14 protein-coding genes and 1 riboswitch are annotated in these 15170 nt (G+C 58.6%); of the genes, 10 read left to right on the top strand and 4 right to left on the bottom strand.

What is annotated here, in order from left to right; genetic code table 11:
- Nucleotides 1–19: 19 nt before the first annotated feature.
- The 3 genes from BUB72_RS11880 (at nucleotide 20) to BUB72_RS11870 (ending at nucleotide 4122) form a co-directional block, all read left to right on the top strand.
- The gene (locus BUB72_RS11880; RefSeq protein ID WP_073144015.1) at nucleotides 20–2461 is read left to right on the top strand and encodes a heavy metal translocating P-type ATPase; all 2442 of its coding nucleotides are present in this window, start codon (nucleotides 20–22) and stop codon (nucleotides 2459–2461) included.
- Entirely contained in the window at nucleotides 2462–2854 is a 393-nt protein-coding gene (gene cueR, locus BUB72_RS11875; protein ID WP_073144014.1) for a Cu(I)-responsive transcriptional regulator, read from the top strand.
- A 68-nt stretch (nucleotides 2855–2922) separates the two neighbouring features.
- Complete coding sequence (locus tag BUB72_RS11870) at nucleotides 2923–4122, top strand: NAD(P)/FAD-dependent oxidoreductase (RefSeq protein WP_073144011.1); 1200 nt, start codon at nucleotides 2923–2925, stop codon at nucleotides 4120–4122.
- Here BUB72_RS11870 and kce read toward each other — a convergent pair.
- Nucleotides 4119–5042 (bottom strand): 3,5-dioxohexanoate:acetyl-CoA acetone transferase, encoded by a 924-nt coding sequence (gene kce / locus BUB72_RS11865; protein WP_073144009.1) that lies wholly within the window; start codon nucleotides 5040–5042, stop codon nucleotides 4119–4121. The genes BUB72_RS11870 and kce overlap by 4 nt on opposite strands.
- 58 nt (nucleotides 5043–5100) lie before the next feature.
- On the opposite strand from kce, the gene BUB72_RS11860 reads away from it, so the two are divergent.
- Nucleotides 5101–5865, top strand: coding sequence for an SDR family oxidoreductase (locus tag BUB72_RS11860; RefSeq protein WP_073144006.1), 765 nt, complete (start codon nucleotides 5101–5103; stop codon nucleotides 5863–5865).
- Nucleotides 5866–6000: 135 nt separating this feature from the next.
- On the opposite strand, the gene BUB72_RS11855 is transcribed toward BUB72_RS11860, so the two are convergent.
- From BUB72_RS11855 to rocF, 3 genes are all read right to left on the bottom strand, one after another.
- Nucleotides 6001–6435 (bottom strand): 6,7-dimethyl-8-ribityllumazine synthase, encoded by a 435-nt coding sequence (locus BUB72_RS11855; RefSeq protein ID WP_073144384.1) that lies wholly within the window; start codon nucleotides 6433–6435, stop codon nucleotides 6001–6003.
- Between the two features lie 71 nt (nucleotides 6436–6506).
- A riboswitch (FMN riboswitch) is annotated at nucleotides 6507–6653 on the bottom strand.
- 44 nt (nucleotides 6654–6697) lie between these two features.
- A complete protein-coding gene (locus BUB72_RS11850) occupies nucleotides 6698–7744 on the bottom strand; it encodes an ornithine cyclodeaminase (protein WP_073144004.1) in 1047 nt (348 codons plus the stop codon).
- 11 nt (nucleotides 7745–7755) lie between these two features.
- Complete coding sequence (gene rocF / locus BUB72_RS11845; protein WP_073144002.1) at nucleotides 7756–8685, bottom strand: arginase; 930 nt, start codon at nucleotides 8683–8685, stop codon at nucleotides 7756–7758.
- Nucleotides 8686–8819: 134 nt separating this feature from the next.
- On the opposite strand from rocF, the gene BUB72_RS11840 reads away from it, so the two are divergent.
- The 6 genes from BUB72_RS11840 (at nucleotide 8820) to BUB72_RS11815 (ending at nucleotide 15123) form a co-directional block, all read left to right on the top strand.
- Entirely contained in the window at nucleotides 8820–9242 is a 423-nt protein-coding gene (locus BUB72_RS11840; RefSeq protein ID WP_073144000.1) for an Lrp/AsnC family transcriptional regulator, read from the top strand.
- 87 nt (nucleotides 9243–9329) lie between these two features.
- The gene (locus tag BUB72_RS11835) at nucleotides 9330–10139 is read left to right on the top strand and encodes a flagellar motor protein MotB (RefSeq protein ID WP_073143998.1); all 810 of its coding nucleotides are present in this window, start codon (nucleotides 9330–9332) and stop codon (nucleotides 10137–10139) included.
- 97 nt (nucleotides 10140–10236) lie between these two features.
- The gene (locus tag BUB72_RS11830) at nucleotides 10237–11544 is read left to right on the top strand and encodes a flagellar hook protein FlgE (protein WP_073143995.1); all 1308 of its coding nucleotides are present in this window, start codon (nucleotides 10237–10239) and stop codon (nucleotides 11542–11544) included.
- A 21-nt stretch (nucleotides 11545–11565) separates the two neighbouring features.
- The gene (gene flgK, locus BUB72_RS11825; RefSeq protein WP_073143992.1) at nucleotides 11566–13014 is read left to right on the top strand and encodes a flagellar hook-associated protein FlgK; all 1449 of its coding nucleotides are present in this window, start codon (nucleotides 11566–11568) and stop codon (nucleotides 13012–13014) included.
- 1 nt (nucleotide 13015) lies between these two features.
- Nucleotides 13016–14026 (top strand): hypothetical protein, encoded by a 1011-nt coding sequence (locus BUB72_RS11820; RefSeq protein ID WP_073143990.1) that lies wholly within the window; start codon nucleotides 13016–13018, stop codon nucleotides 14024–14026.
- Nucleotides 14023–15123, top strand: a complete 1101-nt coding sequence (locus BUB72_RS11815; RefSeq protein WP_073143988.1) for a flagellar basal body P-ring protein FlgI — start codon at nucleotides 14023–14025, stop codon at nucleotides 15121–15123. Before BUB72_RS11820 ends, BUB72_RS11815 begins: the two co-directional genes overlap by 4 nt.
- The last annotated feature ends 47 nt before the right edge of the window (nucleotides 15124–15170 follow it).

Raw genomic sequence — 15170 nt, 5'->3', positions numbered from 1 at the left:
ACATTCAGAGGCTTGTTCCATGCCCACGGCTACTCATCTGTCTTTCGAAATAGAAGGCCTGTCCTGCGCGTCATGCGTGGGGAGGGCCGAGCGCGCGTTGCAAGCGGTGCAAGGCGTGGCGTCTGCCGCCGTCAATCTGGCCACCTCGCGCGCCGAAGTCGATGCGGATGGCGCAAATGCCGAGGCTCTGGTGCAAGCGTTGAGCAACGCTGGCTATCCGGCTGTGACGGAGGAGGCGCGGTTTTCCGTCGACGGCCTGTCCTGCGCGTCCTGTGTTGGTCGGGCTGAACGCGGGGCAAAAGGCCTGTCTGGCGTCGTTGATGCTTCGGTCAATTTGGCAAATGCTACAGCCACGGTGACATGGCTGAAAGGCAGCATAACGCGGGAAGACGTTGCTCGTGCGATCACCGACACGGGATATGCCGCGTTGCCATTGGACGCAGACAGCACCTCGCCGACATCTGAGAACAAGCATGACGCCGAAGCGGACACATTGCGGCGCGACACCCTGATCGCTGCAGCGCTGACCCTGCCGGTGTTTGTTATTGAAATGGGCGGGCATCTCATCCCGGGCATGGCTGATTTGGTCGAGCGCACTATCGGGCAACAGACAAGTTGGCTTTTGCAATGGGTTCTGGCGACGGCGGTATTGCTGTGGCCCGGACGGCGGTTCTTGCGGGACGGGTTTCCAGCGCTGTTACGCGGCGCACCCGAGATGAATGCGCTTGTTGCTCTTGGCACATCCGCGGCTTGGTTGTTTTCATCCGTCGCGCTATTCGCGCCAACGCTGCTACCTGCCGGAAGCCGCGCCGTCTATTTCGAAGCGGCGGCGGTCATCGTGACGTTGATCCTGTTCGGTCGCTGGCTTGAGGCCCGTGCGAAAGCGCAGACCGGGTCCGCGATCAAGTCGCTTCTGGGTCTGCAACCCTCGGTTGCGGATGTGCGGCGGGACGGGGATTGGGTTGAAGTGCCAATCGCCGAGATTACGAAAGGGGATGTCGTTCTGGTACGCCCCGGTGAGCGAGTCGCGGTGGATGGCGAGATTGTCGATGGGCAGTCATTCGTGGATGAAAGCATGGTTACGGGGGAGCCTGTTCCGGTGGAACATCGCACAGGGGATGCGGTGATTGGTGGTACTGTGAATGGCACGGGTGCGTTGCAGGTGAAGGCCACCGCTGTCGGGGGCGACACGGTTCTGGCGGGCATCGTGCGCATGGTTGAACAAGCGCAAGGTGCCAAACTGCCTATTCAAGCGGTTGTTGATCAGGTCGTGCGTTGGTTCGTGCCTGCGGTGCTGCTCGCGGCCACTGTTACGGTTCTTGTGTGGCTCAGCTTCGGGCCGACTCTTGCTCATGCGTTGGTTGCTGGCGTTTCCGTCCTGATCGTGGCGTGTCCCTGTGCCATGGGATTGGCGACACCGACGTCGGTGATGGTCGGAACGGGTCGCGCGGCGGAGCTTGGGGTTTTATTCCGCAAGGGCTCTGCCTTGCAGACCCTGTCACAGGTGAAAACAATCGCATTCGACAAAACCGGCACGCTGACCATGGGCCGACCCGAGTTGACTGATTTCGTGGTCTCAGAAGGGCATGTCGAGGCAATTGTTCTGGCACAAGTTGCGGCGGTAGAAGCCTTGTCCGAACACCCGATTTCTGCCGCGATCGTGCGCGAGGCCGAGGCGCGCGGGGTGAGCATTCCGACCGCTTCGGAGTTCGCCTCGATCACGGGGTTAGGGCTACGTGCGCGTGTTGGAAAAAACGACGTGTTGGTGGGTGCCGACCGGCTTATGGCCAAAGAAGGCATTGCTTTGGGCGACCTTGCGACACAGGCCGACCGGTGGGCAAACGAAGCCAAGACCCCCGTGTTTGTCGCCATCGATGGCGTGCTTGCGGGCGTCATTGCGGTCGCAGATCCAATAAAGCCAGAGGCTGCCGAACTCGTGTCTAAACTGGCCCAAAGAGGCATTAAGGTCGCCATGATAACCGGCGACACCGTTCACACCGCCAAGGCTGTCGCGCGCGAGTTAGGTATTGAAAAGGTCGTCGCTGGAGTCATGCCCGATGGCAAGGCGGACGCGGTGGCAGATTTGAAAGGCGAAGGGACATTGGCTTTTGTCGGGGACGGCATCAATGACGCTCCGGCTTTGGCAGCGGCTGACGTCGGCATTGCGGTAGGAACCGGAACGGATGTGGCGATTGAGACCGCAGATGTCGTGCTGATGTCTGGCGAGTTGTCAGGCGTGCTGCGAGCGGTTGAGATGAGTGGCAAGACCATGGGCAATATTCGCCAGAACCTGTTCTGGGCTTTCGCCTATAACACGGCTCTCATTCCTGTCGCAGCGGGAGTGCTTTATCCAATCTGGGGCATCCTCCTGTCGCCTATGTTGGCCGCTGGCGCGATGGCATTGTCGAGCGTTTTCGTGGTGAGCAACGCGCTTCGGCTGCGCCGGATGGGAGGTGCTTGAATGAACATCGGTGAAGTGGCCGAGCGCGCAGGGCTGCCGGCAAAAACGATACGGTATTACGAAGATATCAAGTTGATCCGTCCGGCACGTGACGGGAACGGCTATCGTGCGTTTGGCGAAAACGACTTGCATAAGCTGACCTTCCTGAGTCGTGCGCGCGCACTGGGTTTCACCATCGAAAACTGCCGCGCGCTGCTGGCTCTTTGGGAGGATCAGTCGCGGGCCAGCTCTGATGTGAAGCGGATCGCGGGCGAGCATTTGGACGAAATCGACCGCAAGATCGCCGACTTGCAATCCATGCGGGACACGCTGGGCGACCTTGTGCGCGACTGCGCCGGAGACGGGCGGCCGGACTGCCCGATCCTGACGGGGCTAGGCAAGCTTCGCAGCTAGGTCGCAAGCTATTGCCAAAGCCCTGCGTGTTATGTCTGATGCCGATGTTTCGCTGAGAGGACAGGATCATGCAGGCACCAAAAAGAACAAGCTACGACGTGGTGATTGTCGGGGGCGCGATCTATGGCTCTTCGGTTGCGTGGTGGCTGTCTCGCAACCCGGACTTCGACGGCTCCATCTTGGTGGTGGAGCGTGACCCGAGCTACGAGTTTGCCTCGACCTCGCATACGAATAGCTGCATCCGTCAGCAGTTCTCGGCAGAGGTGAACATCCAGATTTCCCAGTTCGGGGCCGAGTTCATTCACGGCTTCCAGGACTTCATGCAGGACGCCGATGCGCCCAATATCGTGTTGCAAAGCTATGGCTACATGTATCTGGCCGACAACGAGGCGTTCGCGCAGACCTTGCGTGAAAGCCAGCAGATACAGCAGCGTCTTGGCGCGGGCACCAAGTATATGACGGCGGACGAGATCAAGGCGGATTACCCGTTCTACAACCTTGACGACATTATCGGCGGCAATCACAACTTGATCAACGAGGGCTATTTCGACGGCGGCACAATCTTTGACTGGTGGAAGCGCAAGGCCCGCGCGCAAGGGGCGGAATACGTTCATAACGAGGTGCGCGCCATCACCCGTAACAGTGCGGGTGACAGGGTTGAAAGTGTAACCTTGGCGTCGGGAGAGGTCGTCGCTTGTGGCACTGTAGTGAACTGCTCCGGCCCTCGTGCCGCGCTAACGGCGCAGATGGCGGGGCTGGATATTCCGGTCGAGCCGCGCAAGCGCTACACGTTCATTTTTGACGCTGAAACCCCGCTGGACCGCGACCTGCCGCTGACCATTGATCCAAGCGGTGTGCATATGCGCAGCGACGGGAAATACTACATGGCGGGGTGTCCGCCGGATGATGATCCGGCGGTGGCTTATGACGATTTTGTCGAGGATCATTCGATCTGGGAGAACAAGGTCTGGCCCGCCGTAGCCACCCGTGTGCCGGCGTTTGAGGCGGTTAAACTGGTGAACTCATGGGTCGGGCACTATGCGTATAACGCTTTTGACCAAAATGCGATTGTTGGTCCGTCGCCCGAGTTGGAAAACTTTGTTTTCGTCAACGGCTTCTCTGGCCATGGCCTGCAACAAAGTCCAGCCATGGGGCGCGGCGTAGCGGAGTGGATCACCTACGGCGAGTACCGCTCGCTTGACCTGTCACCTTTCGGGGTAGAGCGGATTTTGGCGCGGGAAAGTTTCGTCGAGCGGGCGGTCATTTAGAACGCTGTCTTGTCGCCACCCTTCAGCGCCAGCCTCGTCCGCGCCTCATCCGGTGTGGCGAGGCGTCGGCCTACACCTCCAATGATCTCCCGCGCTTTAGCGACCTGTGCCGCGCTGGACGGGGCCATGACACCTTTCTCCAGCCACAGAGAATCCTCCAGACCGACCCTGACATTGCCGCCTTGAGCTGCGGACATCGCCGCCAGCGGCATCTGGTGCCGCCCCGCGCCCAGCACCGACCAGACGTAGTCGTCGCCGAACAACCGGTCCGCCGTGCGCTTCATATGCGCAACATCATCGGGATGCGCCCCGATTCCGCCCAGTAGGCCAAACACGGTCTGGATCAGCAGCGGGCCTTCGACTTTGCCCGCATCGCGGAAATGGGCGAGGTTATAAAGGTGGGCGGTGTCGTAGCATTCGAACTCGAACCGCGTGCCGCTGTCGCGAAGAGTGTCGAGGACAAAGCTGATGTCCTGAAACGTGTTGCGAAAGATGATGTCACGATTGCCGAGGTAGTCCTTTTCCCACTGATGCTTCAGGTCAGGGAAGCGCCCCAGCATCCCGAACAGCCCGAAATTCATCGACCCCATGTTGAGCGATGCCAGCTCCGGCTGCCAATACTGCGCGGGGCGAACCCGTTCGGCGACACTCATCGTCGGCGCGCCGCCGGTGGTGATGTTGATGACCACGTCCGACCGCGCCTTGATCGCGCCAAGGATCGGCTCGAAAGCCTCCGCGCTTTGGTCGGGCGCGCCGTTTTCGGGATTGCGGGCGTGCAGGTGGACGATGGCGGCCCCTGCCTCGGCGGCACCCACAGCGGCCTCCACGATCTGCTCTGGTGTAACGGGCAGGGCGTCGGACATGGTCGGCGTGTGGATAGCCCCGGTGATGGCAGCGGTGACGATGACGGGATCGGACATTGCGGGTCTCCTTTTCGCTGATACTGTCGTAGTGGCGAAGTTCAGGGAAGGGGGCACTATGGATTTGGGTTTGAAAGACCACCGCGTGATCGTGACCGCAGGGGCAAGCGGCATTGGCCGCGCGATTGCGGAAGGCTTCCGCGATGAAGGCGCGGTGGTGACGGTGTGCGATATAGACGCGGAGGCTTTGGCCACGGTTAAGGGCATGACCACTGCGCAAGTCGACGTCTCCGACCGCGACGCGGTGAGCCGGTTTATGGCGGATGCGATCAGCGACATGGGCGGGCTGGATTGCCTTGTGAACAACGCAGGCATCGCGGGGCCGACGGGCGCGGTCGAGGACATCCCGCCCGACGGCTGGGACGACACACTGACGATCTGCCTGACCTCGCAGTTCAACACCACGCGTTGTGCCGTGGAGGCGTTGAAGGCCAGTGCAAACGGCTCGATCATCAACCTGTCGTCACTGGCCGGGCGTGTCGGGTTTGCCATGCGAAGCCCCTATGCTGCTGCCAAGTGGGGGGTCATCGGCTTCACCAAGTCACTGGCGCTGGAGCTTGGCCCCCACGGCATCCGCGCCAACGCGATCCTGCCGGGCTTGGTCGCCGGCGATCGCCAACGCCGCGTGCTGGAGGCGAAGGCACAGCGGCTGGGACAGACCTATGAGGCCACGGAGGCGCAGGCGTTTTCGCATGTGTCGATCAAGGATTACGTAACCGCGGAGCAGATTGCGGATCAGTGCCTGTTCCTCGCCTCGACGCGGGGGCGAACAATTTCGGGGCAGGCGATCTCGATCTGCGGGGACACGCAAAAGCTGGCCTAAGTCTTGGCGAACTCCTCGTTGCAATGCTCAAAGGTCTGGTCGAGAATGGAGATGCATCCTAGTAAAGTATCCCGTCCCGCCGGTCATTGCGAACCGTGGAGGAAGTGACGTCCTCCCGGATGCACCTTTCCTCCCTTAAGCCGCCAGCGCCGCCCGCGTTTTGCCGATCATCAGCGCGGCTTGCGCCGCCTCACGGCCTTTGGTGACAAAGTGATCGCTGTAGATTGCCATGTGATGCTCGGTCTCTTGGAAGTGGTGCGGGGTTAGGGACACTGACAGGACTGGCACGCCGGTATCCATGCCCGCTTGCATCAATCCGTCAACGACCGCTTGGGCCACGAAGTCATGGCGGTAGATGCCGCCATCCACGACCAGCGCGGCGCAGGCCACGGCGCCGTAGCGTCCGGACGCCGCCAGGTCGCGGGCCAAGAGCGGCATTTCAAACGCGCCGGGTACGTCGAAGACATCGACCTGACTTTCGGGGATCAATTCGCAAAATCCGTCCAGCGCCCGGTCGACAATATCCGAGTGCCAGTTGGCTTTGACGAACGCGTATCGGGTGGGTGTCATGGTGATCTCTCCTTTTGCAACAGACACGTCACCCAAGGCGATCACGGGCACTCCGCCCCAAGGGGCGCAGTGCTCGTTCTCTTTCATCCGGACTATGACCGTCGGCTCAGGAGTTGCACCTGATCTGCTGACCCTTTGCCAAAGCGAAGGCGCTCGCGGGCTTACGGAGTGATCCGCTTACCGCCGGTGGGGAATTCCGCCCCGCCCTGAGAACAGCCCCAAGATGGCGGGCCGTCCTTCGGGGTGCAAGCGCAAATGCGTCTTACGAAGCGGCTCGTGCGACCATGCCGAATAAATCGCGCGGATCGTCGGGGTCTGCCAGCATGTCCAGTTCGATAAAGGTGTCATGGTTGGCCAGTTGATCGCGGATGTAGCGCAGGGCCGAGAAGTCCTCGGTCGCGAAGCCCACGGAATCAAACAGCGTGATTTGCTGCGCGTCGCGGCGGCCTTCGGCTTGACTGGTCATTACGCGCCAAAGCTCCGTGACAGGGTGATCCTCGTCCAACTGCTGAATCTCGCCCTCGATGCGGGTCTGCGGTGGGTATTCGACGAAGATGTCGGAGCGCAGGAGGATGTCGCGGTGCAGCTCCGTCTTACCGGGGCAGTCGCCGCCGATGGCGTTGATATGGACCCCCGCGCCGACCATATTGTCGGTCAGAATAGTGGCGCATTGTTTGTCAGCCGTGCAGGTGGTGATGATCTGCGCGCCTGCCACGGCTTCCTCAGGGGAGGTGCAGGAAATCACGTTCAGACCGGTGGTGGCGAGGTTCTTGGCGGCCTTCGCGGTGGCTTCCGGATCAATATCGTACAAGCGCACGGTGTCGATGCCGACGACTGTTTGGAATGCCAGCGCCTGGAATTCACACTGCGCACCGTTGCCGATCATCGCCATAACCTTGGAGCCCTTTGGTGCCAGATATTTTGCCACCAAGGCCGAGGTTGCCGCAGTGCGCAGCGCGGTCAGAATGGTCATTTCCGACAGGAGAACCGGATAGCCGTTATCCACCCGCGCCAGCACACCGAAAGCCGTCACGGTCTGGAAGCCCCGCGCCATGTTGGCGGGGTGGCCGTTGACGTATTTGAAGCCGTAAGTTTCACCATCCGAGGTCGGCATCAACTCAATCACCCCTTCGTCGGAATGCGCGGCGACGCGCGGGGTTTTGTCGAACAGCTCCCAGCGCTTGAAGTCGGTTTCAATGTAATCGGCAATCTCCGCGATCATCTGCGCAGGGCCGATATTGTTGACCAGCTTCATCATGTTGTCGACCGAGACGAAGGGGACGAGGGCGAGTTTTGAAGGCGTTGTCATGGTGTTTCCTCTCAGAAGCGTTTTGTCTGGCGATCAAGAACCTTGCGGCCCATTAGGCTAGCGCAGAGGTCGACCATCAGGCTGGCGGTGCGACCGCGTTCGTCGAGGAACGGGTTCAGCTCGACCATATCAAGCGAGGTCACCAGCCCGCTGTCACAGAGCATTTCCATCACCAGATGCGCCTCGCGGAAGGTGGCACCTCCAGGCACTGTTGTGCCGACGGCGGGGGCGATGGACGGCTCAAGGAAATCCACATCGAGGGACACGTGCAATGCGCCGTTCGCTTCGCGTACGCGCTCTAGGAACGCGCGCAAAGGTGCTGCAATGCCATGCTCGTCAATTGCACGCATGTCGCTGACATCTACCTCGCGCTCCGCCAGTGCGGCGTTTTCCGCCGGATCGACCGAGCGGATGCCCAGCATGCACAAGTTCGCCGGATCGACAGGTGCTGCCAGCGGCGGGTAGACGTCGAAGCCCGGAAGCCCACTGAAATACGCCACAGGGGTGCCATGCAGGTTGCCGCTGCTGGTCGAGTCTAGCGTGTGAAAGTCTGGGTGCGCGTCCAGCCACAGCACGAAGAGCGGGCGGTCTTTCGACGCCCAGTGGCGCGCGATGCCAGGTACGGTGCCAATGGACAGGCTATGATCACCGCCCAAAAAAATGGGCATGTCGGAGCTTTGAGCGGCGTCAAACGCGGCGCTCTCCAGAGCTTTCGCCCACGCGACGGTCTGTGCCAGATCATGAATGGCCACGTTAGCATGGGTCACGTCTGGAAAATCGTTTGCGGTGACGTTGCCAATGTCGCTGACGCTGTGGCCCAGATCATCCAGAGTTTCTGCCAAACGGGCTGTGCGAAACGCATCTGGCCCCATGACGCAACCGGGTTGGCTGGCACCGGACTGGACCGGCGCGCCGACAAGTGTGCATGATTTCGAGGTCATTTTGCTCTCCTAGATGGGTTGCGAGGAAATTATCCAAGTTATTTCACAAATGCGACAATCAGTATGGAAAATATGGATATAATCTTTATCATTATGATTAATAGAATTATCAATATGTATATATTTGAGTGAAAATGGACACCACAGATCAGAAACTGGTAGCTCTGCTAAAACAGGACGGCAGGGCGTCTGTGACGACGTTAGCCGGTGCGCTTGGGGTTTCGCGCGTGACAGTTCAGACGCGTCTGGATCGCATGAAGCACGATGGCACGATCCGCCGGTTCACCATCGAGTTGGGGCAGGTCGGGCTGGATGATTTGATCCACGCGATCATGATGATTGAGGTCAAGGGCGCGCAAACCGCATCGGTGGTGAAACAACTCAGGCACATGCCGGAGATCGTAGATTTGCACACGACCAATGGTGTCTGGGATTTGGTTGCGCAAATTGAAACGGTCAGCCTTCCAGATTTCGACCGCATATTGCGACAGGTACGTGAAGTGCAGGGGATCACCGGCAGTGAGACTTCGCTTCTGCTCGACCGAGCCAGAGGGTAGCTGTAAAAAAACCGATCAATTTTAATTGTTAACCGGTGTTTCAGTTGCACCTGCTTTAGTCCACCAGACCACACTGCGAGGACAAGCATGAGCGACAATTCGGCCCGCCCCATTATCATCAAACGCAAAAAAGTTATCAGTGGCGGCGGACATCACGGCGGCGCATGGAAAGTAGCCTATGCCGACTTCGTTACGGCAATGATGGCGTTTTTCATGCTGATGTGGTTGCTGAATGCGACGACGGAACAACAGCGCAAAGGACTCGCGGATTACTTCGCGCCGACGATTGCCATTGCTCGTGTGTCCGGTGGTGGGGCCGGGGCGTTCGGCGGTGATTCTCTAATGATCGAAAGCCGCCTGCCGCTATCTGGACAAGGTGGTGTGCCGGAAATACCCCTGACGGAACAGGGAACCCTCTCGGGTGAAGATCAGGCGAAGCTCACCGAACTTGCGAATGGAATTCTCGGCAAAGGTGGCGATAGCCTGATCAAGGAACTCGCACTGGAGCACATCATAACGGACGTCACGGATGAAGGTCTTGTCGTGGAGATTTTCGACTTGGAAGGCGCTCCGTTGTTTGACCCCCAAAGCGGACAACCGACTTCGGTCCTGCGCGAGATATCTAAAATGCTGGTAGAGACGTTCGCAGCGGTGACTAACCGCATTTCCATTTCCAGTCATTCGCGAGCTTACCCCAGTGTGTTGATTGATAACCCTGCATGGGACGAAACAACTGCCCGTGCGCATGTCACGCGCGATTTGATGGACCTTCATGGAATGGATCCCGACCGCTTCGAGCGTTTGACGGGCTACGGTCAGAGCAAGCCTTTGCTCAGTGATCCGATGTCGGTCCGCAACAACCGGCTTGAAGTTACTTTGCTGCGCGAAATGCGCTGACCGACTAGCAATCTCGTTCGAATTTTATCTGTTAGCGCGATGTTAAGGCAGCGTTCGGATAGTGGCTCGCAAGACGTATGCTTCAGAAAGGCGCATTATGACGATATCCTCCTCCCTCAATGCCGGCGTCGCGGGCTTAGCCGCCAACGCAAGCCGTCTATCGACGATTTCCGACAACATCGCTAACTCTGGGACAAATGGCTACAAGCGTGCGGAAACACAGTTCCATTCGATGGTCATTTCGAACAGTCAGGGCAGCTATTCTGCGGGTGGCGTGCGCGTCACATCCCAACGCCTGATTGATCAGGCTGGCGCGCTTCTGACAACAACGAACTCGACTGATCTGGCCGTTCGCGGTCGGGGTTTTCTGCCAATCACGACTGAATCGGCCGTGAATTTGCAGGGCGGGGATATTCCGTTCCGGCTCGCCACAACCGGATCGTTCCGCACGGACTCGCAAGGATATCTAACAACCGATACCGGTATGGTTCTGATGGGCTGGCCCGCAGATTCAGACGGTACAGTCCCTACATTCCCGCGTGATACCGCGGACGGGCTTCAGCCAATCCAGATCAACGTCAACCAGTTCGCAGGGGAGCCAACCACGCGCATGAGTCTTGGTGTGAACCTGCCTGCGACCGAAACCGAAGCGGGCGCAAGCGGGGAATCCCTGGAACTTTCGGTTGAGTACTTCGATAATTTAGGCACGTCGCAAAACCTTCTTGTGACCTACACCCCAGTGGTTCCAGCGTCTGGCGCGTCAAATCAATGGACCATGCAACTCAGCGACTCTGCCAGTGGCGGTGCCGTCGTCGGGGAATACACTATGACCTTTGACGACACGCGAGGCAGCGGCGGGACGCTGGCGAGTGTTGTGCGCACGTCAGCAGTTGGCGGGGACTACGATCCGGCCACGGGCAGTTTTCCCGTAACGCTGGATGGCGGCCCGTTAGATATTACGATTGGTGATTTGGGATCGGGTACCGGCGTGACGCAGCTATCAGATAGTTTTGCGCCGACACAGATCACGAAAGACGGGTCCCCTGTTGGTAACATGACTTCTGTGGACGTAGATGCGAACGGATATGTCCAAGCCACTTTTGACATCGGGATTACGCGCACGATCTATCAAATTCCCTTGGTGGACCTGCCCAACCCGAACGGGCTGACGGCAATGGATAATCAAACCTATGTTCCGTCAAACGACAGCGGGTCCTTTTTCCTGTGGGACGCGGGCGATGGCCCGACCGGAGACATCCTTGGCTATGCGCTTGAGGAGTCGACTACTGATGTTGCGGGCGAGCTGACGGCGCTCATTCAGACGCAGCGGGCTTATTCGTCCAACGCCAAGGTGATCCAAACCGTGGACGAGATGCTGCAGGAAACGACCAATATCAAACGCTAAACTAGAGTAGAGGGTCTTCGCATGAGCATTTCAGCGTCTCTGTCCAACGCAGTGTCCGGTTTGACAGCGGTATCGCGGGCGGCAGAACTGGTTTCAGCCAACGTCGCAAACGCGATGACCGAAAGCTACGGGCGGCGGGAACTTTCACTTGGGGCTGCTACCGTGGGCGGCCAAGGCGCTGGTGTAAAAATCTCTGGTGTCGACCGCGTGGTTAACCAAACGGCTATCGCGGACCGTCGGTTGGCGCAGGCAGAGCTGGGCTACCAAGACGCGCGGGCCAGTTTCTTTGCCTCGGTGGAGCAGACCATAGGGACGCCAGATATGGCCTCTTCGCTTTCAGCCTTTATGGACCGGTTTGACCAAAGCCTGATCGCGGCTGCGACCAATCCATCCAGTGGCTCCCGTCTAAGCGCAGTTGTTGACAGCGCGGCGGGGCTGGTCGGAAAAATAAACGACATCTCTGCCCAGCTTGTTGGCAAACGGGAAGCAGTTGATCGGTCAATAGGCGCACAGTTCGGTTTGTTGAATTCAGCCCTGACAGATGTCGACAGGTTGAACCGCGAAATTCGTCAACAGGTAAATTCAGGCGGAGACCCATCCGGCCTTATGGATCAACGGCAAGCGGTGGTGGATGGTATCAGCTCGATTGTCCCCGTTCAGGCGGTGAGCCGTGACTACGGGCAAATTGCATTGGTTACACCCAACGGCACGACCCTTGTTGACTATCAAGCTGCGCAGTTCGAGTTCACCCCGACCGGCGTGATCACACCGGACATGTCTTTGATGAGCGGTGCGTTGTCCGGACTTCAAATCGTCGGCGCATCCAGCGTGAACGGCTCTGCGATAGAGGCCATCTCGGGTGGGGCATTGGCCGGAGCATTCGCATTGCGTGATCAAGATATCCCCACCGTGCAGGCAAATCTGGATGCGTTGTCACGCAATCTGATGGACCGCGCTATTGCAGCGGATACGACGCTATTGCCCGGGCAAGTCGGGCTGTTCACCGACGCTGGCGGAACTTTGGATCCGTTGGATGAGGCAGGGCTTGCCTCCAGACTTTCGCTTAACGCAGCGGTGCAAACTGCTACCGGCGGCGCGTCGTGGCGAATGCGCGATGGCATTAACGCGATCACACAAGGCCCTGCATCCGACAACACGCTTTTGAGCGCCTACGAGCAGATATTCTCGGCCGCTCAGCAACCGGTCAGCGGGGCATTTTCCATCGCGGGATCAAGCTCTGCTTTGATGGGGGATTTTCTGTCCCAAGTGAGTCAAAACCGGCACGGGGCCGAGCAACGGCAGAGTTTCGAAGCAACGCGGGTTCAAGCGTTTCGCGATGTAGAGCAGGCCGGTGGCGTCGACACCGATCAAGAGATGCAAAAGCTGCTTCTGATCGAACGGAACTACGCCGCGAATGCCAAGGTTATTCAGGCCGTCGACGAAATGCTTCAATCATTGCTGAGGATATAACATGAACTACGGCAACCTAAGTGACCTTGGCCAGAACATGATGTTGCGTAGACAAGGTGCGGGATTGAAAACAACACTCGCAAAACTGACCAGCGAACTGACAACCGGCAACAAGCAGAACCTTACGAGCCATGTCCGTGGCGACTTTGGTCCTTTGGCCGGATTGGAGGGGTCTTTGTCCCGACTCGACGGTTTCGCCTTGGGGCGCTCTGATCTGCAGCTGCGGGTGTCGGGATTGCAAACAAGTTTGGCGGCTATGCAAACTACCGTCGCCGCATTTGGCACGGACCTGACCGCCGCCGCATCGCTTGAACAGCCCGACGTGCTTGATGCCAAACTCGCCAGCGCATCAGGGCGAATGAGCCAGGTTGTGTCCTTTCTGAATACCCAAGTGTCCGGTCAGTTTTTGTTCTCTGGCATGGCAACCGGGCAGGCACCACTCGTTAGCTCTGAAGACATCATGCTGCATATCAATGGGCTCGCCGCTTCTGCCACCGACATCGCTGACTTCACTACTCAGGTGGATGCTTGGTTCCAAGACGTTGGCGGCGGGTTTGAGACGCTTGTTTATGGCGGTAGTGACCAATCCCAATCCGGCATCGCAATATCGGAGCAGCACAAGATTGACCTTCCGCTCAAGGCGGATGATCAGGCGTTTCGCGCGATCTTGCGGGATCTGGCAGTGGCCACCGCAATCTCCGAAGGTACTATAGCGGTTCCTCAAGATGAAAAAAGAAACGTCCTATCGCAAGTCGGGCAAGGTTTGATAGCGTCGGAACAGGCGTTGATCGCAATGCAACGTGACACGGGTGTAACTGAACGCCTGCTGACAGAGGCTGATGTCGCTGGGCGTGTCGAGCGCGGCATTTTGGATATGGCTCGATCAAAGATCACAGGCGCGGACCCTTATGAGACGGCAAGCGCGCTTGAGGCAGTACAATTCCAGATAGAGACACTTTATGTGCTGACTGCCCGTACGTCCCAACTCCGCCTTTCGGATTATCTGCGATGATCCGTGCTGTTCTTTTCGCCGTTCTGTTAGCTTTACCTACTGTCGTGTCGGCCTCCAGCGTGCGGCTGAAAGACCTTGTTGAATTCGACGGGGTTCGAGGCAACGATCTGGTGGGCTATGGGCTCGTTGTTGGTTTGAACGGTACCGGGGACGGCTTGCGCAACTCCCCGTTCACCGAGGAGATGATGATCAACATCCTGGAGCGGCTGGGCGTGAATGTTGGTGGGGAGCAATTCCGGCCCAAAAACGTAGCTGCCGTTCTTGTGACGTCTACCCTGCCTGCCTTCAGCCGCGCAGGAAGCAAGGTTGATGTGACCGTGTCTGCTATCGGAGATGCGAAAAGCTTGCTGGGCGGGACGCTGATTATGACGCCGTTGAATGCTGCTGACGGCGATGTCTACGTAGTCGCGCAGGGTACTGTTATTGCGGGTGGAATCTCTGCAGAAGGCGATGCTGCGCGCGTGGTGCACGGCGTGCCAACTGCCGGGATCGTGCCATCTGGCGGGCGGATAGAGCGCGAAGTCGAGTTTGAGTTTTCGACGCTGTCGAGTTTGCGATTGGCTTTGCGAACGCCTGATTTTTCGACCGCGGAAAAAATTGAAAATGCGATCAATACTGCGCTTGGCCGCCGGGTCGCATTGATGTTGGATGCGGGCACAGTTGAGTTGGATATTGATGCGACGGGGATGCGATCACCGGCGCATGTTCTCAGCCGAATAGAGAACATCATCGTTGAGCCGGAGAGGCGCGCGCGGGTCGTGGTCGATCAGCGGTCTGGCACGATTGTCATGGACGAAAATGTCCGGATTTCCAGAGTGGCGGTCGCGCAAGGCAATCTGACGCTAACGATTGACGAGACGCCAGTGGTGGTTCAACCGAACCCGTTTAGCGAGGGCGAAACAGTGATCGTGCCGCGAACCACGGCGGCCATTGGTGAGGATCAGGGAACCGGCCTTGCGGAGATCAAACCCGGCACGACTTTGAAAGACGTGGTCTCTGGATTGAATGCTCTGGGCGTCACACCATTGGATATGATTGATATTCTGAAAAGCATAAAGGCTGCTGGTGCCTTGCATGCAGAATTTATCGTTCAGTAGAGGCGCTGCTTGACCCTGTCGGAGTGAGTTCAGCGCCCCAGCCGATA

The organism is Litoreibacter ascidiaceicola, from assembly GCF_900129235.1.
Taxonomy (GTDB): Bacteria; Pseudomonadota; Alphaproteobacteria; order Rhodobacterales; family Rhodobacteraceae; genus Litoreibacter; species Litoreibacter ascidiaceicola.
The sequence above is the reverse complement of the archived record's forward strand: the minus strand, read 5'-3'. Positions and strand labels throughout refer to the sequence as shown.